This is a genomic window from Janibacter zhangyanbonis (genome assembly GCF_050507325.1).
Lineage (GTDB): Bacteria > Actinomycetota > Actinomycetes > Actinomycetales > Dermatophilaceae > Janibacter.
The window spans coordinates 866,462-889,506 of the sequence record NZ_CP191481.1; the positions used below are offsets into that span (position 1 = coordinate 866,462).

General features: G+C 69.1%; 22 protein-coding genes. 13 read left to right on the forward strand and 9 right to left on the reverse strand.

Annotated features, from left to right (window positions below; genetic code table 11):
• Window position 1: 1 nt before the first annotated feature.
• Complete coding sequence (locus tag ACQBJO_RS04315; RefSeq protein ID WP_421007034.1) at window positions 2-1,246, forward strand: fatty acid desaturase family protein; 1,245 nt, start codon at window positions 2-4, stop codon at window positions 1,244-1,246.
• Window positions 1,247-1,412: 166 nt separating this feature from the next.
• On the opposite strand, the gene galE is transcribed toward ACQBJO_RS04315, so the two are convergent.
• The 4 genes from galE to ACQBJO_RS04335 all read right to left on the reverse strand — a co-directional run bounded on the left by galE (window position 1,413) and on the right by ACQBJO_RS04335 (window position 3,850).
• Window positions 1,413-2,432: a UDP-glucose 4-epimerase GalE gene (gene galE / locus ACQBJO_RS04320; RefSeq protein WP_421007033.1), complete on the reverse strand. Its 1,020-nt coding sequence runs from the start codon at window positions 2,430-2,432 to the stop codon at window positions 1,413-1,415.
• Between the two features lie 39 nt (window positions 2,433-2,471).
• On the reverse strand, window positions 2,472-2,771 hold the full coding sequence (gene rsrA / locus ACQBJO_RS04325) for a mycothiol system anti-sigma-R factor (protein WP_255185556.1): 300 nt from the start codon (window positions 2,769-2,771) through the stop codon (window positions 2,472-2,474).
• On the reverse strand, window positions 2,768-3,418 hold the full coding sequence (locus ACQBJO_RS04330; RefSeq protein WP_255185557.1) for a sigma-70 family RNA polymerase sigma factor: 651 nt from the start codon (window positions 3,416-3,418) through the stop codon (window positions 2,768-2,770). The genes rsrA and ACQBJO_RS04330 overlap by 4 nt, the downstream gene beginning before the upstream one ends.
• A gap of 357 nt (window positions 3,419-3,775) precedes the next feature.
• A complete protein-coding gene (locus ACQBJO_RS04335) occupies window positions 3,776-3,850 on the reverse strand; it encodes a 50S ribosomal protein bL37 (RefSeq protein ID WP_370543570.1) in 75 nt (24 codons plus the stop codon).
• A 129-nt stretch (window positions 3,851-3,979) separates the two neighbouring features.
• Between ACQBJO_RS04335 and ACQBJO_RS04340 the strand changes: the two genes are divergently transcribed.
• From ACQBJO_RS04340 to ACQBJO_RS04350, 3 genes are all read left to right on the forward strand, one after another.
• Complete coding sequence (locus tag ACQBJO_RS04340) at window positions 3,980-4,165, forward strand: hypothetical protein (protein WP_421007032.1); 186 nt, start codon at window positions 3,980-3,982, stop codon at window positions 4,163-4,165.
• 152 nt (window positions 4,166-4,317) lie between these two features.
• Window positions 4,318-5,412, forward strand: a complete 1,095-nt coding sequence (locus ACQBJO_RS04345; protein WP_421007031.1) for an HD-GYP domain-containing protein — start codon at window positions 4,318-4,320, stop codon at window positions 5,410-5,412.
• Entirely contained in the window at window positions 5,409-6,668 is a 1,260-nt protein-coding gene (locus ACQBJO_RS04350; protein WP_421007030.1) for an HD-GYP domain-containing protein, read from the forward strand. The genes ACQBJO_RS04345 and ACQBJO_RS04350 overlap by 4 nt, the downstream gene beginning before the upstream one ends.
• A 9-nt stretch (window positions 6,669-6,677) precedes the next feature.
• Here the strand turns inward: ACQBJO_RS04350 and ACQBJO_RS04355 are convergent, their stop codons facing one another.
• The gene (locus tag ACQBJO_RS04355) at window positions 6,678-8,660 is read right to left on the reverse strand and encodes a hypothetical protein (protein ID WP_421007029.1); all 1,983 of its coding nucleotides are present in this window, start codon (window positions 8,658-8,660) and stop codon (window positions 6,678-6,680) included.
• Between the two features lie 67 nt (window positions 8,661-8,727).
• The gene (locus tag ACQBJO_RS04360; protein WP_421007028.1) at window positions 8,728-9,528 is read right to left on the reverse strand and encodes a helix-turn-helix transcriptional regulator; all 801 of its coding nucleotides are present in this window, start codon (window positions 9,526-9,528) and stop codon (window positions 8,728-8,730) included.
• A gap of 365 nt (window positions 9,529-9,893) precedes the next feature.
• Between ACQBJO_RS04360 and ACQBJO_RS04365 the strand changes: the two genes are divergently transcribed.
• Window positions 9,894-11,054 carry an NAD(P)-dependent malic enzyme gene (locus ACQBJO_RS04365; RefSeq protein WP_421007027.1) on the forward strand — a complete coding sequence of 387 codons (1,161 nt, stop codon included), beginning with the start codon at window positions 9,894-9,896 and terminating at the stop codon, window positions 11,052-11,054.
• A gap of 9 nt (window positions 11,055-11,063) precedes the next feature.
• On the opposite strand, the gene ACQBJO_RS04370 is transcribed toward ACQBJO_RS04365, so the two are convergent.
• Complete coding sequence (locus ACQBJO_RS04370; protein WP_421007026.1) at window positions 11,064-11,822, reverse strand: 3'(2'),5'-bisphosphate nucleotidase CysQ; 759 nt, start codon at window positions 11,820-11,822, stop codon at window positions 11,064-11,066.
• A gap of 168 nt (window positions 11,823-11,990) precedes the next feature.
• Here ACQBJO_RS04370 and ACQBJO_RS04375 point away from each other — a divergent pair, with 168 nt between their 5' ends.
• The 3 genes from ACQBJO_RS04375 to ACQBJO_RS04385 are packed head-to-tail and all read left to right on the forward strand — an operon-like array spanning window position 11,991 to window position 14,612.
• Complete coding sequence (locus ACQBJO_RS04375) at window positions 11,991-13,100, forward strand: glycosyltransferase family 4 protein (protein WP_430407150.1); 1,110 nt, start codon at window positions 11,991-11,993, stop codon at window positions 13,098-13,100.
• Window positions 13,097-13,966, forward strand: a complete 870-nt coding sequence (locus tag ACQBJO_RS04380) for a sulfotransferase family protein (protein WP_421007024.1) — start codon at window positions 13,097-13,099, stop codon at window positions 13,964-13,966. The genes ACQBJO_RS04375 and ACQBJO_RS04380 overlap by 4 nt, the downstream gene beginning before the upstream one ends.
• Window positions 13,959-14,612, forward strand: a complete 654-nt coding sequence (locus ACQBJO_RS04385) for a sugar transferase (protein WP_421007023.1) — start codon at window positions 13,959-13,961, stop codon at window positions 14,610-14,612. Before ACQBJO_RS04380 ends, ACQBJO_RS04385 begins: the two co-directional genes overlap by 8 nt.
• On the opposite strand, the gene ACQBJO_RS04390 is transcribed toward ACQBJO_RS04385, so the two are convergent.
• On the reverse strand, window positions 14,609-15,538 hold the full coding sequence (locus tag ACQBJO_RS04390) for a sulfite exporter TauE/SafE family protein (protein ID WP_421007022.1): 930 nt from the start codon (window positions 15,536-15,538) through the stop codon (window positions 14,609-14,611). The two genes, ACQBJO_RS04385 and ACQBJO_RS04390, sit on opposite strands and share 4 nt — an antisense overlap.
• On the reverse strand, window positions 15,538-16,755 hold the full coding sequence (gene cysC / locus ACQBJO_RS04395) for an adenylyl-sulfate kinase (protein ID WP_421007021.1): 1,218 nt from the start codon (window positions 16,753-16,755) through the stop codon (window positions 15,538-15,540). Before cysC ends, ACQBJO_RS04390 begins: the two co-directional genes overlap by 1 nt.
• 121 nt (window positions 16,756-16,876) lie before the next feature.
• On the opposite strand from cysC, the gene cysD reads away from it, so the two are divergent.
• From cysD to ACQBJO_RS04420, 5 genes are all read left to right on the forward strand, one after another.
• Window positions 16,877-17,788 carry a sulfate adenylyltransferase subunit CysD gene (gene cysD / locus ACQBJO_RS04400; protein ID WP_421007020.1) on the forward strand — a complete coding sequence of 304 codons (912 nt, stop codon included), beginning with the start codon at window positions 16,877-16,879 and terminating at the stop codon, window positions 17,786-17,788.
• Between the two features lie 14 nt (window positions 17,789-17,802).
• A complete protein-coding gene (gene cysN, locus ACQBJO_RS04405) occupies window positions 17,803-19,047 on the forward strand; it encodes a sulfate adenylyltransferase subunit CysN (RefSeq protein WP_421007019.1) in 1,245 nt (414 codons plus the stop codon).
• Window positions 19,048-19,164: 117 nt separating this feature from the next.
• On the forward strand, window positions 19,165-20,598 hold the full coding sequence (locus ACQBJO_RS04410) for a hypothetical protein (protein WP_421007018.1): 1,434 nt from the start codon (window positions 19,165-19,167) through the stop codon (window positions 20,596-20,598).
• A 2-nt stretch (window positions 20,599-20,600) separates the two neighbouring features.
• Complete coding sequence (locus tag ACQBJO_RS04415; RefSeq protein ID WP_421007017.1) at window positions 20,601-21,818, forward strand: hypothetical protein; 1,218 nt, start codon at window positions 20,601-20,603, stop codon at window positions 21,816-21,818.
• Between the two features lie 14 nt (window positions 21,819-21,832).
• Window positions 21,833-23,044, forward strand: coding sequence for a right-handed parallel beta-helix repeat-containing protein (locus tag ACQBJO_RS04420; protein ID WP_421007016.1), 1,212 nt, complete (start codon window positions 21,833-21,835; stop codon window positions 23,042-23,044).
• Window position 23,045: the final 1 nt, after the last annotated feature.

The following is a 23,045-nucleotide window of genomic DNA, read 5'->3' on the forward strand; positions in this document are numbered from 1 at the left end:
CATGACCGCAACTCTCGAGCGCCCCACCCGCACCCCCGATGCCCGGATCACCGGCGGCCGCTCCGACGTCGTCCACACCCGGGTCAACGCGACCGACGACCCGATCGCGCACCTGACGCCCGACGACATCGAGGACATCGGCCGCGAGCTCGATGCGATCCGCGCGTCGGTCATGGACGACCTCGGCGAGGCCGACGCCCGCTACATCCGTCGGATGATCACGACGCAGCGCTACCTCGAGATGGGCTCGCGCGCGGTGCTGCTCTTCAGCGGCAACCCGATCGCCTGGGTCGCCGGGACCGCCGGGCTGAGCGTCGCCAAGATCCTCGACAACATGGAGATCGGGCACAACATCATCCACGGCCAGTGGGACTGGATGCGCGACCCCAAGATCCACTCCTCGGTGTGGGAGTGGGACAACGTCACCCCGGCCGCGCACTGGAAGAACAGCCACAACAAGGTGCACCACACCTACACCAACGTCGTCGGCCACGACAACGACCTCGGCTACGGGATCATGCGGGTCGACGACGCGCAGAAGTGGTACCCCGGCTACCTGATCCAGCCGGTCACGCAGTTCATCAACGCGACCCTCTTCGAGTACGGCATCGCCGCCTACGACCTCGAGCTCGGCAAGAACTGGCCGACCCGCCACGACAACCCGCAGTGGCGGGCCGAGGCGAAGCAGGTGGTCAACAAGATCAAGAAGCAGGCCGCGAAGGACTACCTGCTCTTCCCGCTGCTGTCCGGGCCGAACTTCCTGTCGACCCTCGCGGCCAATGCCGTGTCCAACCTCGTGCGCAACTACTGGACGCACTCGGTCATCATGTGCGGTCACTTCCCGGCGGGCGTGCGCACCTTCACCAAGACCTCGATCGATGGCGAGACCCGCGGCGAGTGGTACCTGCGCCAGATGCTCGGCTCCGCGAACATCTCCGGGTCGAAGGCCATGCACGTCATGACCGGCAACCTCAGCTACCAGATCGAGCACCACCTCTTCCCCGACATGCCGAGCCGCCGCTACCAGGAGATCGCCCCGCAGATCCGGGCGCTCTTCGACAGGTACGACCTCGACTACGTCACCGGCCCCCTGCCCAAGCAGGTCGCCTCCGCGTGGAGCGAGATCATCCGCCTCTCCCTGCCCAACGACACCTCGCTGCGCCAGACGATCCAGATCCTGGCGACGAAGGGGATGAAGGGCCTCAAGGCGCGCGCCCGCGCCACCCGCTTCCGCCTGGCCGACTGACCCACCCGCTCCCTGAGGAGCCCTGACCCACCCGCTCCCTGAGGAGGTCGCGCAGCGACCGTCTCGAAGGGTGCGCCGCCCGCCCCGTCACCGATGTGTCGAAGAAGGAACGCCCGCTCGAGCGGGCGTTCCTTCTTCGACAGGGGCGGGTTGGGCCGAAGGGAGATCAGCCCGGGTAGCCCAGAGGGTTGGCCGACTGCCACCGCCAGGTGTCGGCGCACATGTCCTCGATGGTTCGGGTGGCCCGCCAGCCGAGCTCGGTCTCGGCGCGGGTCGGGTCGGCCCAGAAGGCCGCGAGGTCCCCCGCCCGGCGGGGGACCACGTCGTAGGGGACCGGCCGACCGCTCGCAGCCTCGAAGGCCGCGACCATCTCGAGCACCGACGTGCCGTGCCCGCCGCCGAGGTTCCACGCGCGCACCGTGAGCTGGGGATGGTCGGCCAGGTGGTCGAGTGCGGCGACGTGGCCGGCGGCGAGGTCCTCGACGTGGATGTAGTCGCGAAGGGGGGTCCCGTCCGGGGTGTCGTAGTCGGCGCCGAAGACCTGCAGCCGCTCCCTTCGCCCGACCGCAACCTGCGCGACGAAGGGCATGAGGTTGTTGGGCACGCCCTGAGGGTCCTCGCCGATCCGGCCGGAGACGTGCGCGCCGACAGGGTTGAAGTAGCGCAGCAGCGCGACCTGCAGCCCGCCGGCCGCGGCGACGTCACCGAGGATCAACTCCTGCATGACCTTGCTGCGGCCGTAAGGACTACTCGCGGCGAGCGGCTCGAAGCCCTCGACGTAGGGGACGGGCGCGGCCTCGCCGTAGACCGTCGCCGACGACGAGAAGACGAGGCGGCGCACCTCGTGGCGCTCCATCGCCCGCGCGAGGGTGAGGGTCGAGCCGAGGTTGTTGTCGTAGTAGTCGCGCGGGATCTGCGCGGACTCGCCGACCGCCTTGAGCCCGGCGAAGTGGATCACCGCGTCGAAACCGCCCCCCGCCAGGAGCGCCGACGTCTTGTCCACGTCCCGCAGATCGAAGGAGTGGGTCTCGACGTACTCACCGGTCAGCTCCTCGAGGCGCCTGATGACGCTCGGCCGGGAGTTGACGAAGCTGTCGACGACAACGGGCTGATGGCCCGCGGCGATGAGCTGGACGACGGTGTGGGAGCCGATGTATCCGGCTCCGCCGGTGACGAGGACGCGCATGCGCCCACCGTCGTGAGGGGGCCTATGCGGCCCCTGTGGTCACCCTTCGGTGGAGATGTGACGCACCTGCGTGACCTCGCTCCACGACCCGTCGTCGCAGATCGTCGTGATGCGCTGCATGATCGTCGCCCGCAGCTGCGGGGGAGCCTGCTCCTGCGCGCACGAGCGGTGCACGACCTCGCGCAGGACCTGGTCGAGGTCGTGCTCGGCGAGGCAGGGGCTGCAGGAGGCCAGGTGGGCGGCGAAGTCGCGGGCGTCCTCGGCGGTCATCTCGCCGTCGACGTACTCCATCATCCGCAGCAGGGCCTGCGAGCAGTCCATGTGGTCGGGGTGGCTCATGCCTGCGTCCCCTTCGCGCTCGCCACGCCGCGCTCGGCGGCGTAGTCACTCAGCTTTTCCCTCAGCTGCCGGCGGCCGCGGTGGAGGCGCGACATGACGGTGCCGATGGGCGTACCCATGATCTCGGCGATCTCCTTGTAGGCGAATCCCTCGACGTCGGCGAGGTAGACCGCCATGCGGAAGTCGTCGGGCAGCTCCTGGAGCGCGCGCTTGACCTCGGTGTCGGGCATGCGGTCGAGCGCCTCGACTTCGGCCGAGCGCAGCCCACGGCTGGTGTGCTGCTCCGCCTTGTGCAGCTGGTAGTCCTCGACCTCGGGGGAGTCGGACTGCTTCGGCTCGCGCTGCTTCTTGCGATAGCTGTTGATGTAGGTGTTGGTGAGGATGCGGTACATCCACGCCTTGAGGTTGGTCCCCGGCCGGTACTGGTGGAAGGCGGCGAAGGCCTTCGCGTAGGTCTCCTGGACCAGGTCCTCCGCGTCGGTGGGGTTGCGCGTGTTGCGCAGGGCGGCGGAGTACAGCTGGTCGAGCAGCGGCATCGCCTCGCGCTCAAATCGCGCGCGCCGCTGCTCGGTGGTCTCGGAGGCGACGTCGACGTCGGCATCGGCCTGCGCCTGGGCGGCCAGCTCGTCGGTCGTGGGTTCAGTCATCGCGCTCCACCCTAGCGGGGTGGCGGTGCGCTCTCCGGCGTGCAGTACGAGCACCTGGACTCCTGTCCTTCGCGGCATGTCTTCCCGCGGTCCAACAGCCCAACGCTCGTCCCCATTCCCGTCCCGGTGGCCGGGTCTGGGGGTACCGGGAGCGTCGCTCCAAGGGGTCTCCTGGAGTGCTATGCCGTTGCTCCGTACCGCGAGCCAGGCCGTGCCCGCCGTACGGAGCAACGGCGCATGCGGGGCCGCGCCCCGGCGGCCTCGCGTCTCGACCAGCGGGTGGTGGCGACGAGCGGAGGCACGCGAAGGGGGCCGCGCCGGTGATCCGGTGCGGCCCCCTTCGGGGTGGTGCAGTGCTCAGCTGTTGGGCTTCTTGCCGTGGTTGGCGGCCTTGCCCTTGCGGGAGCGACGCTTGCGGGCGCGCTTGCTCATGGTGACTCCTTGACGGTGGTGTCCCACCGGAGCGGGACTCAGAACAACGCGTCATTCTGTCACACGCGCGCGTGTGAACTCAGTCGTGGTGGTTCCGTCGGACCCCGCTCAGGTGGCATAATCGAGCGCGTGAAGAAGATCACCATCGCACTGCTCGGTGCCACGACCCTCGGGCTGGCCATCTCCGGTCACATCGTGACTTCCCGCGGTCTCGACTGGGCCGAGTCGCAGGCCCCCGGCCTCGACTGGGCTCAGACGCAGAGCCCCGGTCTTGACTGGGCCCTGCCCGAGCCCGCCGCTCCGACTGACGGCTGAGCGCCGCGCCTCTCGCCTCACCTCCTGGGTCGTCTGACGCGCAGCGTGCGACCCGGGTCTATGTCGTTGCCGTCTCGGCGCTGGCACTCGCCCTTGTCGGAGCTGCCTATCTGACGTCGGGCGCGCCCACCCACCTGATCTGGCTCCTGGCGATGGTCGTCGTCGGATTCTTGGCGGCCGTCGGTCGTCCCCAGGCGATCGGGGCCATCCAGTACTCCACCTCCGGCATCGTCCAGATCGCCGCCATCCCGTTGTTGGGCCCGGTCGGCGCGGCTGTCGTCGCGGCGGTGCCGATCGTCGTGGACCGCAACGAGGTGGTCAAGCGGTTCTTCAACCTCAGCCAGCGCGTCGTCTACGTCCTCGCCGGCAGCTTCGTCTACGCGGCGCTCGGCGGCGAGGTCCTCACGGCGTCCAGCCCCATCCGCCCAGAGGCCCTGGGGCTGCAGCTCGGTCTCGCCTCGGTCGCTGCCGGCCTCGCCAACGGTGCACTCCTCGCCGTCGTCATCCAGCTGAGCTCCGACGGCTCGCTGCGCGCCATCGTCGCCGACCTCGTGCCGCAGGTCGTCTCCTCGTACTCCAGCTACGCGCTCGCGGCCTACCTCTTCGTCGTCCTCTGGGCCCCGGCCGGCCTCGGGCTGGCGTCGGCGGTCCTCTTCCTCCCGGCCATCCTCGTCATCCAGTGGGGTCTACACACCCACGCCCGCGAGTGGTCGACGCGGCACTCGCTGCTCACCCCCTTCGTCGAAGCAGTCGACCTGCGCCACCCCGGCGCCGCCGAGGAGACCCGGCTCGTCACGGGGGCGGCGACGGCCGTGGCCACCGGCATCGGGCTCGGGCCCGCCGAGGTCGACGAGGTCGCGACGGCCGCCCGCCTGCGCGACGTCGGCATGCTCGCCCTCGACGGGGCCGCGCCGGCGATCGTGCGCCGTGACCACCCCGAGGCGGCGGCCCGCGTGCTCGGGTCGGTGACCTTCCTGCGCGAGCCCCTCGAGCTCGTCGCCGCGCACCACGAGCGCATCGACGGCGAGGGCTATCCCCGGGGACTCGTCGGGGAGGGCATCCCGATCGGGGGGCGCGTGCTGGCGGTCGCCGACACCTGGGGCCACCTCGTGGCCGAAGGGGGGAGCCCGGCCGATGCCGTCGACCACTGCGAGTCGGTGGTTGGCCACGGCCTCGACGGGCAGTGCGTCGCCGCGCTCCGCCGGGCGTTCGAGCGTCGCCAGCTGCCGCGGGTGGGCGCGCCATGAGCGGCCTCGTGCAGCGCCCTGGCCTGATCCTTTTTTGCCTGGCGATCCTCATCGGCTCGGTCGCCGCCCTGTGGGCGGACGTCACGCCGGAGATGGTCACCGCGGCGAGCGTCGTGGCGATCATCGCCATCGTCCTCGGCGAGCAGCTGCCGCTGCGCATCGCCGGACGGGTCATCGCCCCCCTGACGACCGCCCCGGCCCTCGGCCTGATCCTCAGCCCGCTGAGCTTCGGCGGCGAGGTGCCGAGCGCGTGGACCGTGGTGGCCGTGGTGTGGCTGAGCATCCTCGCCGGAGGTCTCGTCGCCCGGGCCCGTGGGCTCTCGGTCGTCGAGGGTTCGCTCGGCTCGCGCTTCCTCGGAATGGTCGTGACGACCCTGCTCGCACGCGGCATCGTCAGCGACGGCCAGACCCTCGTCGAGTGGGCCTTCGACGAGCGCACCCACAGCGCGCTCGGCGCCCTCGGCCTGCTCGTCGCGGCCATGGTCGGCGGCCTCGTCGAGCGCGGTCTGGACAACGTCGTGGTCTGGCTCGCCGAGCGCGGCGGGTGGCGGCACGTCGTTGCCGCCGAGGTCGGGCCGCTCGCCGGCATCTCCGCAGCGACCGTCGCGACCGGGCCGCTCATCGCCCTCGCGAGCCCGGTCCTCGACTGGGCGGCCACCCCGCTGCTCACCCTGCCCGTGCTGCTCAGCTATTTGTCCGTCCAGCGCGTCGTCGCGACCCGCCAGGCCCTCGAGGAGGCCGTGGTGGCGCTGTCGAGGTTCAGCGAGATCACCGGCCTGACCCGGGTCGGTCACGTGCAGCGGGTCGCCGACCTCTCCGTCGCCATCGGCCGGGAGATGGGCGCCGACGTCGTCACCCTGCGCGCCATCGAGCGCACTGCCTTGCTGCACGACGTCGGGCAACTCGGGCTGCGCGAGCAGCTGCGCGGGGGAGCGACGATCCACGCGAGCACCGCCGAGGAGGCGACCATGGCCCGGTCGGTCGCGCGGGTCATCGCCGGCACCCCACAGCTCGCGGAGCTCACGCCCTATCTCGACCAGGTGCGCACGCCCTTCCGCCGCACCCGGGAGTTCGGCGAGCACATCCCGCTGCCCTCGCGCATCGTGCGGGTCGCCAATGCCTGGGACGACATCACCGAGGGTGCCGTCTCCGCCCGGGCCCAGGCCGTCGCCCTCGAGCGGCTGCACCTCGGCCTGGGCTACGACTACGACCCGGAGGTCGTCACCGCCCTCGAGCGGGCGGTCGCGTGGAGGTGAGCGCGTTGGTCACTGCGGGACGACGCTGTAGGTCAGCTTCGAGCCCGTGACGTAGCCGGTGCGGCGGGCGGTGACCTTCGCCTGCACCTTGTGGCCGCGGTCGGCCGAGCGCACGGTGTAGGTCTTCGCGCTCGCGCCGCTGATCGCGGAGCCGTCGCGGTACCACCGATAGCTGTAGGAGCTCGGCTTCGGGGTCCACGACCCGACCATGACCGTCAGGGTGCGGCCGACCCGCGGGGTGCCGCTGATCGACGGGCGGGTGGTCGCGTGGATCGGGATGCCCACCTTCGCCGACGTCGCCGAGCGCGAGGTGTAGTAGCTGCGCCGGGCCGTCACGGTCACCGTGAGGTAGCGGCCGGCGTCCCACGTCGTGGCGCGGTAGGTGCGGCCGGTCGCACCGCTGATCGCCACGCCGTTGCGCCGCCACTGGTAGCTGTAGGACGTCGGTGTCGGCGACCACGAGCCGGTCGACGCGGTGAGGGTGCTGCCGACCCCCTTCGTCCCGGTGATCCTGGGTGACGAGACGAGGCTGAAGGTGCCCGGCGTCGACGTGTTGCTGATCCGCACGACGGCCTCGGTGGCGCTCGCGGACTGGGTCGTCACGGTGATCTTGCCGTCGCTGCTCGTCAGGGTGCGACCGACCGCGAGGCTCATGCTGCGGTCGTGGGCACCGGTCGGCGTGGGGTCGAGGAGCACGGTGTCGCCGGTCTGGGAGTTGCGGCGCAGCACGCGCACGCCGGTCGACTGGCCGGTGGGGTTGGTCGCGTCGCGGCCGGCGGCGGTGCGGTACTCGACCCAGTACTTCACGCCGGTGCGGCGGTGGGTGACGACCGCGGCGCGCACCCCGGCCCGGCCGGAGACCGGCTTGAGCGTCACCGTGCTCGTGCCGGCGCCGACCGACACCGACGCGGCCGACGCGAGCATGCCGGTGGCGAGGGCCTGGGGTGCGGAGAGCATGCCGGCGGTGTCGCCGGAGATGCCCATGACGTCGAGGGCGTCGCCGTAGCCCTCCTCCCGGCAGGTGCTCCACTCGCCGCTGCGCTCGGTGTCGTCGCTGCGGCCGCTGCACACGAGCGAGTTGGCGTGGCCATAGGACATGTTGTGCCCGAGCTCGTGGGCGAGGACCGGCCAGCGCGAGTCGGCGACGTGCAGCACGCCCCAGTCGTTGGGGGAGTCGCCGACGATGCCGAGGCCGTAGCCGCAGCCGGCCTCGGCGGCGCGCGGCAGGCGCAGCACGAGGCTGGAGTTGTCCCGGAAGGCATATCCGACGCGGTCGGCGGCCTCCTGGAAGCGGGCGATCGGGTCGTCGGCGCAGGAGTAGGCGGACGTGTAGTGGGTGCGCATCGACGGCGCCCCGATCTTGATCTCGCTGCGCGACTGGTCACGCCAGTAGCCGTCGGCGCTGGCGACCTGCTGGGTGGCGGAGGTCGTCGTGACCGGCTCGCGGGTCATCCCGCGCGGGGTCACCTCGACATAGGTGATGGCGCGGGTGGCCGGGGTGTAGCTCGCCGCCGCCTGGGTGGCGCCGGCCAGGTGGGTGACCTCGAGCGGCTCGGAGCCGGGGGCCAGGGCGGTGTCGATGCTCGCGGCGGCGATGTCGGAGTCTGCAGGCGCGGGGGTGGCGTCGGCGGCCGCGGCGAGGTCCGCGCGGTGCAGGTCGTGGCGAGCGCCCCCCTTCGTCGTGGGCACGTGCAGGGTCCGCCCGGCGGCGGCCGCGTCGGCGACGGTCTGCGGGACCGCGACATCGACGGTGACGCGGGCGCGGTCCGTAGTGGTGGTCAGCTCGTCGCCCGCGACGGGCACGAGACGGCCGTCGACGAGGACGCCGAAGGACGGCTGGCTGCCCGCGGACTCGACGGACGTGCGCACGAGGTCACCGGTGAGACGGACGCGGCCGTCGGGGGCGGCAGGGCTGGCCTGGGCGGACGCGGCGAGCGTGCCACCGGCGAGGCCGAGGCTGAGCAGGACGGCGAGGAGAGGGCGTGTGCGCAAGTGGTGCTCCGTGGCGAAGGGGAGGCACCGACCGGCCTCGATGACCGGATCGTAGACCGCGGACCCGTCACCGACCGTCACCCGCGCCGTCGGCGTCGCGGCGGGAGCGGTTGGCGGCGCGGTGGCGCTGCGCGGACAGCGTCCGCAGCGCCGAAGGGGAGTTGCGCCCGTCCGCGCGGAAGGCGCGGCGCATTGCCTGCAGCGAGGAGAAGCCGCTCTTGGCGCTGACCTCGGCCAGGCCCAGCTCGGGCTGCTGGCCGATGAGCGCGGCCGCGACACTGACCCGGGTCGAGGCGATGCTCGCCGTGATGGTCGTGGCCTCCTCCTGGAAGGCGCGAGCCAGATGGCGGGGCGAGACGTTGAAGGCGGCGGCGATGGATTCGGGGCCGAGGTCGGCATCGGCGTAGTGGTCGGCGATGTGGTGCAGGACTGCCGAGTAGAGGCTCTGCTCCGGGGCGGTCACCGGACGCAACCGGCTGTCGAGGATCAGACCGCCTATCAGGTCCCGCAGGGTCCGGTCGATGATGTGGCGGGCGAAGGTCCCGGTCGGCGGCTCCGCGAGGACCCAGGCCATGACGACCTCCGTGACCCGGGTGAGCGACGCGTCGACGGGGGCGAGCTGACGCAGCCCGGGCGCGGTCTCGAGCAGACCGGGGCCGGAGGCGACCGACAGGAAGCTCACCAGCCCGAGCCGGGCGCCGTCGAGCACCTCGATCGTGGCGTGGGTCGGCTCGATGAGGAGCGTGGAGTGGGGGAGCGGGACGACGGTGCCGTCGTGCTGCCGCAGCCGACAGGCGCCCTCGAGGACGAGGGCCATGTGGACGGGGTGGCGTTGTCGGTCGACGTCGACGGTGGCTGGTCCCGCCACGTGGCGCCCCCGGATGTCATCCGTCACGGGGCGCCACGCGGCCGCCGGTGCGCTCGGCGTCTCCCCCCGGAGGCCTGTGTGCTGCCCTTCAAGATTCAACTGACCATCTCCTGACTCTTTGCCGCATGTCCGAATCCGCCCGCATCGTGTCCGAATTCGATCATGGCACTCCTCCCTGGTTGAGGTGCGACGCAGGAGCCTCGGAACCTGCTCGCGGGTCGGGATGTGACGAAGGAGCCTCGAAGCCCGCGCACCCGGTGTGCGAGGATTGCGCTCGGCTCACCCGCCGCCCGTCGTGGCCACACCCGGCCGTTGCAGGGCGCCCCACCATCTGCTTCATCGAGTTAGTCCGAGGTTTGTCTGCCGTGTCTGCGTCCGAGCCCACCACCACCTTCGACCTGACGGCGCCCCCCTTCGCCGCGCACGAGGGTGGCAAGGTCGAGGTACGGGCCACGAAGCCGCTGCGCGACCAGGACGACCTGTCGCTGCTCTACACGCCCGGCGTCGCCGATGTGTGCCTGGCCATCGAGCAGGACCCGTCGCTCTCGCGCCGCTTCACCGCCCGCAACAACACCGTCGCGGTCGTCTCCGACGGCACCGCGGTCCTCGGTCTGGGTGACATCGGCCCGCTCGCCGCCATGCCGGTCATGGAGGGCAAGGCGGTGCTCTTCAAGCACTTCGGCGGGGTCGACGCGATCCCGGTGTGCATCGAGTCGGGGTCGGTCGACGAGCTCGTCGACGCGATCGCCCGGATGGCGCCGAGCTTCGGCGGGATCAACCTCGAGGACATCTCGGCGCCGCGGTGCTTCGACCTCGAGCGCAAGCTGCGCGAGCGGCTCGACATCCCCGTCTTCCACGACGACCAGCACGGCACGGCGATCGTCGTTCTCGCGGGCCTGATCAACGCCTGCCGGGTCCTCGACCGCCAGATGTCGACGCTGAGCGTCGTCGTCTCGGGCGCGGGTGCGGCCGGTGTCGCGGTGACCCAGCTGCTGCAGCTCGCCGGTGTCACCGAGATCGTCGTGTGCGACTCGCGCGGCATCATCGGCAAGCACCGCAACGACCTCGTGGCGCACAAGGAGATGCTCGCGGCGACGACGAATGTCTCGGGCAAGACCGGCACCATCGGTGACGCGCTCAAGGGTGCCGACGTCTACGTCGGCGTCTCCGGTGGCTCCGTCCCCGAGGAGCAGGTCGCCTCGATGGCCGAGGACTGCATGATCTTCGCGCTGGCCAACCCCACGCCCGAGGTGCACCCCGACCTCGCGCACAAGTACGCCGCGATCGTCGCGACGGGCCGCAGCGACTACCCCAACCAGATCAACAACGTGCTCGCCTTCCCCGGCATCTTCCGCGGGGCGCTCGACGCCGGCGGGGTCCAGATCAGCGAGGAGATGAAGCTCGCCGCCGCGCGCGCCATCGCCGACCTCGTCGAGGAGCCCTCGGCCGAGCGCATCGTCCCGCCGGTCTTCCAAGACGGCGTCGCCGAGGCCGTCGCCGCTGCGGTCGCCGCCCACGCGGGCTGACCGGGACCCTCAGTCCTGTGTGACCGCCCGGATGCCGGCCAAGACCTGGTCGGCGACCTCGCTGCGGCAGACGACGAGGTCGGGCAGGTAGGGGTTGGCGTTGTTGTAGACCAGCGGCGAGCCGTCGATGCGGCTGGTGTGGAGGCCGTGAGCCCGAGCAACCACGACCGGGGCCGCCGAGTCCCACTCGTACTGTCCGCCGGCGTGCACGTAGGCGTCGGCCTCGCCGTCGAGCACGGACATCGCCTTGACCCCGGCGGAGCCCATGGGCACCAGCTCGGCTCCGAGGTGCTCGGCGAGCCGGACGACGAACTCCGGCGGACGGCTGCGGCTGACGGCCAGGCGCAGCGGTGAGCCGGTGGCCCCGGCCGGACCGTCCCCTTCGGCGGAGCTGTAGGTCACTCCCTTCGCAGGGCGGGCGACGGCGCCGGCGGTGAGCTCGCCGGCCTCCCAGAGGGCCACGTGCACGGCCCAGTCGTCGCGGCCGGTCTCGCTGAACTCGCGCGTGCCGTCGAGCGGGTCGACGATCCACACCCGGTCAGCGGCCAGTCGGGCGTGGTCGTCGGCGCCCTCCTCGGACAGGACGGCGTCGCGCGGTGCCAGGCCTGCCAGCTCGGTCATGAGGAACTCGTGCGAGGTGCGGTCGCCGAGGTCCTTGAGCGCCTTGCCGTCGAGATCGGCGTTGTCGGCGCGGGTACGCAGGAGCAGCTCGCCGGCTCGGGTGGCGAGCTCGGCGGCGGTCGTGTGGTCATCGGTCGGGCTCGGCATGAGACAGAGCATATGCGTGACTATGCTGGCGCTCGCCGGCCGACCTGAGAGGGAGATGTGCGCGTCACCGCGATCCACCGATACTTCTGGCCAGACAGCCCTCCCTACGCTTCCTTCCTCCGGCAGATCGCGTCCACGTGGGTGGGTGATGGTCACCGCGTCGACATCGTGACCGGTCAGCCTTCCTACGCATCGGAGGGTGACCAGCGCCCTCGCACCGAGACCCTGGACGGGGTTCGGATCCGTCGTGTCCCGGTCCTGCGCGACCGGGCCGGTGGGTGGCGCCAGCTGGCCAACCTCGTCGTCTTCCCCCTCTTCGTGGCGGCCCGGATCCTCGTCGGCCGTCGTCCGGATGTCGTCATGTGCTCGACGGTCCCGCAGGTGACGCTCGGGGTTGCCGTGTCGGCCGCCGCGCGCCTGCGGAGGGCCCACTTCGTCTACCACTGCATGGACCTCCACCCGGAGATCGGCCGCCTGTCGGGCGAGTTCGCCAACCCGGTCATCTACCGCGTGCTGGCGCGCCTGGACCTCGCCACGATGCGGCGGGCCAGCCGGGTCGTCGTCCTGTCGGAGGACATGCGGCAGTCGGTCGTGCGTCGGGACGCGCGGCTGGCGGACAAGGTGGTCGTGCTCAACAACTGGTCGCTCCCCGACTTCGAGGAGACGGTCGCCTCGCCCCTCGACGACCCCGCACCGGGCGTCCTCCGCATCGTCTTCACGGGTAACCTCGGGCGCTTCCAGGGTCTCGACGCCGTCGTCGAGGCGCTCGCGGGCCTCCCCGACGACATGCGCGTCGAGATGGTCTTCATGGGCGAAGGGAGAGCACGTCCCGAGATCGAGCGCGCGGCCCGGGCGCTCGAAGCCCGTCCGGGTGTCGAGGTCACCTTCGTCCCGCAGGGGCCGCCGAGCGCGGCGAAGGCGCTCATGGGGACCGCGCACCTGGGCCTCGTGACTCTCGTGCCCCAGGTCGTACGCTTCGCCTACCCGAGCAAGACCGCGACCTACGCGGGGGAGGGCCTGCCCCTGCTCGTCGTGTGCGAGCAGGACAGCGAGCTCGCCCGGACGGTGGTCGAGCACGGTCTGGGGTGGACCGCGGCGGCTGGGGACGAGCGTGCCATCGTCGCGGCCTTGGGAGCAGCGGCCGAGGACCTGGCCGATGACCAGATGGCCTCGAGGCGACGCCGCGTGGCCGAGTACGCGACCATGGCCTTCGGACAGCAGGCTGCCATGGACAGGTGGAGCACTCTGCTCGCCGAGATCGACAAGGAGAGATCGTGACTCAGCAGGTCATCATCGTCGGGGCGCCGCGCTCCGGCACCAACATGCTGCGTGACGTCCTGACATCGGCTCCCGGCGTCTCCACGTGGCCCTGCGACGAGATCAACTTCGTGTGGAAGCACGGCAACCTCGATATCGAGCACGACGAGATCCCGGCAGAGCGGGCCGATCGGTCGTCGGCCTACCTGCGTGGCCAGTTCGAGAGACGGGCGCGCAAGGACCGCGCGGACGTCGTCGTCGAGAAGACCTGCGCGACGAGCCTGCGGGTCCCCTTCGTGGCACGGGCTCTGCCAGAGGCGAAGTTCATCTTCATCCGCCGTGACGGCCTCGACGCGACCGCGTCGACGATGAAGCGTTGGAATGCCGAGTTCGACCTCGCCTACACCCTGAAGAAGGTGCGCTACGTCCCACCGACCGACTTCCCGCGCCACCTGCGCGACTTCGTCGCGAAGCGGGTCCGGCAGCGGACGTCTGGCGATGCCCGTTCGACGGCCAGCGACCTCAAGGTGAGCACCTGGTGGGGTCCTCGTCCCCACGACTTCCACGACCTGCAGCGCGCGCATCCCCTGGAGGAACTCGCCTTCATCCAGTGGCAGCGCTGCGTGGAGCAGACGGCTGACGCGGTCGCCGCTCTCGACGACGACCGGGTGCTCGAGGTGCGCTACGAGGACTACGTCGCGGACCCGTCCGAGGGCACCCGGCGGTGCCTCGACTTCATGGGGATCGGTGACCGGCTTGGTGAGACCGAGGTCGGCCAGGTGATGACGAGCAGCGTCGGCAAGGGCCGTGCTCAGCTCGGCCCGGAGGCCGTCGCCCGCCTGGAGGCCCTGGGCGGCCCGACCCTGTCCCGCTTCGGCTATGCCTGAGCCACGGGGCCTCAGCCCGGCTCAGGCGCGGCGCAAGCGCGCCTTCGACCTCGTGGTGGGTGGGGCGGTGCTCGTCGTGACCTCCCCGGCCATGGCACTCGGTGTCCTTGCTGCGACGGTCAGCACGCGGGAGTGGGGGGTCTTCTCGCAGGAGCGCATCGGTCGCGACGGGCGCCCCTTCCACGTGCACAAGGTCCGCTCGATGCGTCGCGTCGAGGGAGTGACGACCACGGTGACCGCCGGCTCCGACCCGCGGATCACCCGCGTCGGTGCGTGGTTGCGCCGACTGAAGATCGACGAGCTGCCGCAGCTGGTCAACGTCGTTCGCGGGGAGATGAGTCTCGTCGGTCCGCGCCCCGACGTCGCTGGGTGGGCGGACGCCCTCCAGGGGGCGGACCGCGTGGTGCTCACGGTCCGCCCGGGCATCACCGGTCCGGCGTCGGTGCACTTCCGGCACGAGGAAGACCTGCTGGCGGCCGTGGAGGACCCCGAGCGGTACAACCGCGAGGTCATCTGGCCGGAGAAGGTGCGGCTCAACCGGCGCTACATCGAGACGTGGTCCCTGCGTCAGGACCTGCGGTGGATCGTGGCGACGGTCTCGTCCGTGCTCGACCGGGACGCCGATGCAGGCGGTCGGGCGGACTAGCGTCGCACCGTGTCGGACACGTGGTCCGTGCCTCGTCCGATGGGCAAGTGGTCGAAGGCCGGTACCCCGTGCATGCGTCGCAGGACACCCCAGCCGACCGGGCCGAGGATGAGCAGCCCGCCCCCGATCAGGCCCACCCAGGTCGGTGGGACCCCGAGCATGGCTAGACCCGTGAGGGTCAGAACGATCGCGATGCCCCGGCGCGTGACGGACTGGGGCACGATGTTCCCGAGCTTGGCACCTAGGAAGGTGCCGGGCGCCCCGCCGAGGATCAGCGGGATGAGGACCGACCAGTCGACTCCGTTGACCATGACGTGGCTGATCGACGCGACGAAGACGAGCGGGATCGCCTGGACGAGGTCGGTCCCGACGAGCTTGACGGCCGACAGCGTCGGGTACAGCAGCACCATGCAGACCATGATCAGCGAGCCGCTGCCCACGCTCGTGATCCCGACGAGCAGCCCGCCGAGCGCGCCGACGAGCAGCGTGGGGAGGGGGCGCACCGCCGGGTCCGGGGCGTCCGGGTCGTCGAGGATCCCTCGAGCGAGCTCGAGGTACATCCGCATGATGTAGGTGCTGGCCGTGAGGATCAGGGTCACGCCGATGGCCAGCTTGAGGAAGGACTGCTGGGTCTCGTGGTCGCCGAGACCGTCGACGATCCAGGCGCCGGCGAAGGCGAAGGGGAGCGACCCCATGATCAGCCACTTGGCGAGCTGGAGGTTGGGCGACCCCGAGCGCCAGTGCACAGCCGCGCCCACGCTCTTGTTGACCGAGGCGGCGACGAGGTCGTTGGCCACGGCAGTGGTCGGGGGGACCCCGAGGAAGATCAGGGCGGGGGTCATGAGGGCTCCGCCACCCATCCCGGTCAGACCGATGACGATGCCGACGCTGAAGGCGACGAGCAGCAGGGAGGGGACGTCTCCCATCAGATCATCCACTCCGGCTCGTCGGCCTCGGTGAGGTGCCCGCGCTCACGCAGGAGGTCGAGGACGCGGTCGCGGGCCTGCTCGACGCTCAGCTGCGAGGTGTCGAGGTCGAGGTCGGCGTTGGTCGGGGCCTCGTAGGGGGCGCTCACCCCGGTGAAGTCCTTGATCTCGCCTGCCGCAGCCTTGGCGTAGAGGCCCTTGCGGTCGCGACGCGCGCACTCGCTGACCGGGGTGCTCACGTGGACGAGCACGAAGTCCCCGCCGCGGTCGGCAGCCATCGACCGCACGGCCTGGCGCGTCGACTCGTAGGGCGCGATGGGGGAGCAGATCGCGACGCCACCGTGGTAAGCGATCTCCGCGGCCACCCACCCGATCCGCCGGATGTTGGTCTCGCGGTCCTCCGGACTGAAGGACAGGCCGGCGGACAGGTGCCGCCGTACGACGTCGCCGTCGAGGATCGACACCGGCCGGCCGTCCTCCTCGAGGATGGCCTCACGCACGGCGCGGGCGATGGTGGACTTGCCTGAGCCCGACAGGCCGGTGAAGAAGAGGACGAGCCCGCCGGAGCCGCCGGTCCGGTCGAAGGTCTCCGAGCTGGTGATGCTCGTCGGGTGCGGGCCGAGCCAGGCCACCGGACCCGGTGCATATGCGGTGACGACCTCGTCGACGAGGGACTGGGCCGTCCGGCCGGGCCGAGGGTCGAGCGGGACGGCGACGACCTTGCTGCCGGGGATGCCACGGGCGACCTCGAGGCTCTGCCGGATCAGCGTGACCCCCCGGGTGTAGGGCGACATGGTCGGCCCGGCGAGGACGAGCAGGAGGACGTCTCGGCCACCGCTGCCCCGACGCACCTCGGAGATGTCCTTGCGGGTGAGCCGCCTGTCGACCACCACGGTCAGGGTGGCCTCGCTCGTGCTGGCCCGCACCTGGGCCGGGCTGAGGTAGTGGCGCTCGTAGGGTCGTGGTGACGGGTTGCCGAGCCACTCCGGAGTGCCGTGCGCGCCCTGGGCGTCGACCTGGTCCGGGCCGTACAGCGCGATGGGGACGCCCTCGGGGTCGACGATCTCCAACCCGGTGTCGCGTGATGCCTCGACGACCTGAGCAGGCAGGGGGAGCCTGGGGTGGGTGGGGCTCGTGGCCCTGATGCGCAGCCGCTCCAGAGCGTCGAGCTCGTCGAAGGGAGGGCAGTGCTGGTGAGGGCGTGCGGGTCCTGTCACGGACGCATTGTGGCAGGTTGCGTGCGTCGGGGCGTCCGGTGGGTAGGCCAGCGGAGGAGGTCGCGCTGCGTAACGGCTATGGTGAGCCCGCACCCAATGTCCCCGCGCTGTGAGAGAGCAGATGTCGACGCATGCCGATTACCGGCTGAGCCAGCTGGACCAGCTGGAGGCCGAGTCCATCCACATCTTCCGCGAGGTGGCGGCCGAGTTCGAGAAGCCGGTGTTGATGTTCTCCGGTGGCAAGGACTCGATCGTCATGTTGCGGCTGGCCGAGAAGGCCTTCTACCCCGCCAAGGTCCCCTTCCCCGTCCTCCAGGTGGACACGGGTTATGACTTCCCGGAGGTCCTCGCGACGCGTGACTCCTGGGTCGACCGGCTCGGTCTGAAGCTGCACGTTGCCTCGGTCGAGCAGGCCATCGCCGACGGCGTGGTCGTCGACGACGGCAAGACGCCCCGCAACCGGCTGCAGATCGGCACGCTGCTCCACGCCATCGAGACCGAGGGCTACTCCGCAGCCTTCGGTGGTGGTCGACGCGACGAGGAAAAGGCGCGGGCCAAGGAGCGGGTCTACTCGCACCGCGACGAGTTCGGCCAGTGGGACCCCAAGAACCAGCGCCCCGAGCTGTGGTCGCTGTACAACGGTCGTCTCCACGAGGGCGAGCACATGCGGATCTTCCCGCTGAGCAACTGGACCGAGCTCGACATCTGGCACTACATCGGCCGGGAGCAGATCGAGATCCCGTCGATCTACTTCGCCCACCAGCGTCGGGTCTTCGAGCGCAACGGCATGCTCTTCAGCGAGAGCGAGTTCAACCCCTGCCGCGAGGGAGAGACCGTGGCCGAGCGTCAGGTCCGCTTCCGCACGGTGGGTGACCTCACCCTGACCGGTTGCCTCGAGTCCGCCGCCGACACGGTGGACAAGATCATCGACGAGGTTGCTGCCTCGCGCATCACCGAACGCGGCGCGACCCGCGGCGACGACAAGTTCTCCGAAGCAGCCATGGAGGACCGCAAGAAGGAGGGCTACTTCTGATGGAAGAGCGACGCATGGATCTGCTTCGTTTCGCCACCGCCGGCTCCGTCGACGACGGCAAGTCGACCCTCATCGGTCGCCTCCTGCTCGACAGCAAGTCGATCTTCGAGGACCAGCTCGAGTCGGTCGAGAAGACGAGCCAGGACAAGGGCTTCGACTACACCGACCTCGCTCTGCTGACCGACGGTCTGCGTTCGGAGCGCGAGCAGGGCATCACCATCGACGTGGCCTACCGCTACTTCGCGACGCCCAAGCGCAAGTTCATCATCGCCGACACCCCGGGCCACGTGCAGTACACGCGCAACATGGTGACGGGCGCATCGACGGCCGACCTCGGGCTCGTGCTCGTCGACGCGCGTCAGGGTCTGACCGAGCAGTCCCGTCGCCACGCCGTGCTGCTGTCTCTGCTGCGCGTCCCCCACCTCGTCCTCGCCGTCAACAAGATGGACCTCGTCGACTTCGACGAGGAGGTCTTCACGCGGATCGACGAGGAGTTCACCGCCTTCGCGAGCAAGCTCAACATCCCCGACCTCACGGTCATCCCGATCTCGGCGCTTCAGGGCGACAACGTCGTCACGCGAAGCGACAACACGCCGTGGTACGAGGGTCCGAGCCTGCTGCACCACCTCGAGCACGTCCACATCGCCTCCGACCGTGACCTGCGGGACGTCCGCTTCCCCGTCCAGTACGTCGTTCGGCCGAAGTCGGACGAGTTCCACGACTACCGCGGGTACGCGGGGCAGGTCGCGGGCGGCGTGCTCAAGCCGGGTGACGAGGTCGTCGTCCTGCCGAGCGGCATGACGAGCACCATCGAGGCGATCGACCTCTACGACCAGCAGGTCGACGAGGCCTACCCTCCGATGTCGGTCACGGTGCGCCTCACCGACGACGTCGACGTCAGCCGCGGTGACATGATCGCGCGGGTCAACAACCAGCCGCAGCCGGTCCAGGACATCGATGCAATGATCTCGTGGATGTCTCCGACGCCGTTGCGGCCCCGTCAAAAGCTGGCGATCAAGCACACCACCAAGACGGCACGCACGATGGTCAAGGACATCCAGTACCGGCTGGACGTCAACTCCCTGCATCGTGACCCCGACGCCGGCGAGCTCCTGCTCAACGAGATCGGTCGCGTCAATCTGCGGGTGACCCAGCCGTTGCTCGTGGACTCCTACGAGCAGAACAAGACCACGGGCTCCTTCATCCTCATCGACGAGGCCTCTGGCGTAACTGTCGGAGCCGGGATGATCAACGGATAACCAGTGGCCGCGGCATCGACGGCGTCAACCGGTTCGCGAGGGCCCAGCAGCCAAGACGTACTTCTTCGGGGGGCCGTTGCTGCCATTGACGTGTTCTTGCTCGTTGTCGCTGTGGTCATGTACAGCCACAACGGCACGTGGGGATACGCAGCGATAGGGATTGCCTGCGGTGTGATCTCACATATGCCGATTGTCCTCGGATTTGTCCCATGGCTCTCTCTCTGGGGCGCTCTGTCCCTGGTGGTGACCATTGGCGCGAGCGCACGGGGGCTGGCCATCGCTTTCGGGTACCCAGATCGCACGGTTCTGACAAACCTGTTCACCCTCGGCGTGCCACTGGAAAACCTCCTTCCGGAGGCGGTGCTCACCCTCGCGTGCCTGTTGACCCTGACCCTCGGATACATGGCGTCCGTCGGCTTCAAGAAAATGGATGCCCGTAGGTCCGACGACGCCTTCGGCTTGGCCGAGGGTCATGTGCCTCGAGAGGCATTTCAGGCCCTCATTGGCGCGTACGCTCTGGTGGGAGCTGTCGCGACATTCCTGTACTTTCGCGCGATCGGGGGGGCAGGGGCAGACATTGCAGCGCGCCGGACGGTATACACAGGAGAGTCTGGCTATCAAAGCCACGGCTTGTTGGAACTTCTGGCGCGAGCGGGCACCGTGGCGCTGCTCCTGTTCCTCGCCTATCGTCTGTCCATCAAGGACCCGTGGACTCCGGTGACTCTGATCGCGCTCACGGTTCTGACAGTGAACGCCTTCGCCATCAACTGGATCACCACCACGCGATCCGACCTTCTGTATGTCACTCTGGGCTGCCTGCTTGTCGTGCGCCTGATCCGTGGCCGCATCCCCCCGACTCTCGTAGTAGCGGCCGCATTGGCCGTGGTGCTGGGCATCGGTGCACTCTCCGCGGCACGTTCGAGTGCTCAGGGCGGTAGTCAGACCGGGAATTCGGCGTCGCTCGCGTTTGGCGTCGACAGTGGACTTCTGAACAGGAACGCGTTCGACCTCAGCAAGACGCTGCACATCACCAAGGCTGTTCCGAATGAACTCCCCCTGCAGCGGGGCGCCACCATCGCCAACTACATTTTTGCTCCTGTTCCTCGGTCCGTCTGGCCGAACAAGCCGGTGGTTTCACCGGGTCCTATTATCGGAAAGTCGATCTACGGACTGAGTCAGACAGGCGTCCCACCCGGACTCGTCGCAGAACTGGTATGGAATTTCGGCCGGGTTCTTGCGGTGGTCTTGGCTGGACTGGTGGGCTTGCTCCTCGGATGGGTTGAGCGACGCGCCATGGCGATCAATCGACGAAGAATCGCCTACGTGCTGGTCTACGCCATGGTTGTTCTCCCGTTCGGGAAGGCGATCATGGGCGTTGCGATTGGACAGGCGTTCTCGGCGGCGGGGCAAGCCATCCTTCTCCTGGCGCCACTCATATGGCTGGATGCTCGGTTGCGCCGGAAAGCTAGGCGCATCGCGGCAAAGTCTGCGAAATCTGCGAGATCCGCAGTGTCATCGCGGCAACGCCTCGCTGCGCGTTCCGGTGCCTGACTGTGAGCGCTTCGCGACGCGCAGTCGGTGCCGCGCTGGATCAAGCAGCATCTAGCCTGCAGAACTTCTCAATCCTGGTGGCCTCGCTTCATTGGTTCGGGCTGTCGGAGGTGGGCTCCTTCGCGCTGCTCTATGCGATTCTCACGCTCATCATCATTGTTGTCAGATCCTTGGCCCTGGAGCCATTGGTCGTTCAGTACCAGGGATCGGCCCGGTCGGCGGCCCCGGCTACGTTGGGAGCGTCGGCGATCGTATCCGTTCCCACGGCAATCACTCTGGCGCTCAGCGCCTTGGCATTGGACTCCATGTGGTTGATGTTGGGAGCTGCCGCCGCCATGGTTCCCTTCCTCCTGCAGCATGATGCGTATCGCTACGTGCTGTTGGCCGATGGTCGGCAGATGGCGGCAGCAGCGAACGATGTAACGGCCCTCATCGTCACCGGACTGAGCGTGGCACTGATCTGGCACTCAAGTTGGCGGGAGCCCTGGGCACTTCTGTTGTGCTGGGGAGCGGGAGCGGCAGCTGCGCTGGTGTTGGGGTCCGTCCAGGCCCGATCTGTGGCGAGTTGGTCTCAAGGTATGCAGTGGTTGCGCGGGCAACGGCAGTTGGGAGTGCCCTTGGCGGGAGCGCAGTTGGCGCAGCAGGGAACGGGTAGAGCGAGCCAAGCGCTGATCAGCACTATCGGCGGCGCAGCAGCGCTCGGAATGGTGAGTGCGTCACGAACCGTCATCACGCCTCTCACGACACTCATCACGGCCTCCAACTCCTACGCCCTTCCCGAGGGTGCGCGCGGCTATCGCCGAAGAGGGCGGCGGGGCCTGGACTCCGTGGTCTTCGCGACAAGTGGCGTGCTTGCGGTGGTGGTCGTCGTCTATTGCGCCATCCTGTTGATGCTCCCTGCAAGAGCCGGCGAAGTCCTGGCGGGGCGAAACTGGCCGATCGCGCGTGAGCTGATCGTGCCGACAGGACTTTGGGTCCTCGGTACGGCCGCTAGCCAAGGGCCACGCATCGGGCTTCGGGTCCTGGAGCGAGGTAGCGAGACGTTGAGAAGCAGTCTCGTCATGGGGCTCATGCTTCTGCTGGGCACGACAGCTGGCGTCCTCCTGGAGGGTGGTGTGGGTGCCGCGTGGGGGTTCGGATTGGTGAGCGTCTTTGGCCAGTTCGTCTGGTGGACCTCATTCCATGCTGCCCGGAAGTCCGTCTCGGAGACTGAGGCGTGATAGTTCCCCGTCGCGTGCTCGCGCTGCTGGGCGTGGGCCTTGTTGCCACCGCTTGCACCGACGTTCAACAGCCAGTGGTGCGTGACGTCCGGACGTTCGGCGATGTGACCACGGATGGTGCGTCGACTCTCTCTCGGGCGCTCGATGAGGCCTCCCGTGAAGGATTCGCCGTAGAGGTGCCCCTCGGCGTTGTTGTTCGTCTGAAGCGCACAGTGAGCGTGCCTTCGGACGTGGATCTGATGGGCGCGGGGAGCATCGTGGCCGCGGCCGACGTCGGACAGCTACTCATGTGCGTTGGGGAACGAATCTCCATCTCAGGCCTGACGTTGCGTGCCGGGAAGTTCCGGGTGAGGGCCCTGGTGGCCGTTCAAGGCAGTGCGACCACGGTGAGTGTCAACCGGGTGACCGCTTCTGGCGCCAGCACGGGTGTCGTGGTCAGGTCTGGCTCCTCCGACTTTCTCTTGACAGATTCCACCTTCGCTGGGCAAAGCAGTTGCGTCCAGGTTCGAGGCGCCGTCGAAGATGTCAGAATCGAGACCTGCGAGTTCCGACAGTGGCGAGACCGGGCAGTCTGGGTGGTGGGCTCGCAGTCGGAAGCGCCGAGGCGAATTGTTGTAGATGATTGCAACTTCGGCGCAGCGGCACAAACCGGCAAAGTGCGCCAAGCCATACAGATCAACGGGCATGACGACCGTCTATTGGAGAATATTGAAGTCACGAACAACCGAGTGAAGGGAAGAGGTAGTTCGTACGACGACCCAAAGCGACCCGGTGGTGCGGATCTCATCTCGTTGCACCGCTGTCGCCAATTCGTCGTCAAAGGAAATGTGGTTGAGGATGGGGGCGATGTCGGAATAACCGTGTCGCAGCAGTCCAGAGATGGGGTGGTTGAGGGCAACACCTGCCGCAGAAACGACAGTGTTGGAATTTGCATCGGCTCAAGGTCGAGCAAATTCACCCGTAACATCTCCGTGATCAACAACGTCTGTGAAGACAATGGTCAGGATCGCTTGGGAGATGGTCGCCCGTGGGCGAAGGCAGGAATCTTGGTCGCAAATTCCGACGCCATCGACCTGAGGCGCAACATCCTTCGCGACACGGGCGCCAAGAAGCAGCGCAATGCGATTTCAGTGGTGCGATCGGACGTCACCCTGCGCGGGAATTCTGCCCATTCTCCGATGCGAGCTGTTCTCGCGGATGAAAATTCTGTCGTGTCGCAGTCGTGAG

Excerpts from the sequence above, each read along its gene's own strand:
- ACQBJO_RS04350 (WP_421007030.1), top strand. The coding sequence starts at position 5,409 with ATGAGCGGCCTCGTGCAGCGCCCTGGCCTGATCCTTTTTTGCCTGGCG.
- ACQBJO_RS04410 (WP_421007018.1), top strand. The coding sequence starts at position 19,165 with ATGTACAGCCACAACGGCACGTGGGGATACGCAGCGATAGGGATTGCC.
- ACQBJO_RS04370 (WP_421007026.1), bottom strand. The coding sequence starts at position 11,822 with ATGCCGAGCCCGACCGATGACCACACGACCGCCGCCGAGCTCGCCACC.
- cysN (WP_421007019.1), top strand. The coding sequence starts at position 17,803 with ATGGATCTGCTTCGTTTCGCCACCGCCGGCTCCGTCGACGACGGCAAG.
- ACQBJO_RS04385 (WP_421007023.1), top strand. The coding sequence starts at position 13,959 with ATGCCTGAGCCACGGGGCCTCAGCCCGGCTCAGGCGCGGCGCAAGCGC.
- cysD (WP_421007020.1), top strand. The coding sequence starts at position 16,877 with ATGTCGACGCATGCCGATTACCGGCTGAGCCAGCTGGACCAGCTGGAG.
- ACQBJO_RS04330 (WP_255185557.1), bottom strand. The coding sequence starts at position 3,418 with ATGACTGAACCCACGACCGACGAGCTGGCCGCCCAGGCGCAGGCCGAT.
- ACQBJO_RS04345 (WP_421007031.1), top strand. The coding sequence starts at position 4,318 with ATGGTCGTCGTCGGATTCTTGGCGGCCGTCGGTCGTCCCCAGGCGATC.
- galE (WP_421007033.1), bottom strand. The coding sequence starts at position 2,432 with ATGCGCGTCCTCGTCACCGGCGGAGCCGGATACATCGGCTCCCACACC.
- ACQBJO_RS04390 (WP_421007022.1), bottom strand. The coding sequence starts at position 15,538 with ATGGGAGACGTCCCCTCCCTGCTGCTCGTCGCCTTCAGCGTCGGCATC.
- rsrA (WP_255185556.1), bottom strand. The coding sequence starts at position 2,771 with ATGAGCCACCCCGACCACATGGACTGCTCGCAGGCCCTGCTGCGGATG.
- ACQBJO_RS04315 (WP_421007034.1), top strand. The coding sequence starts at position 2 with ATGACCGCAACTCTCGAGCGCCCCACCCGCACCCCCGATGCCCGGATC.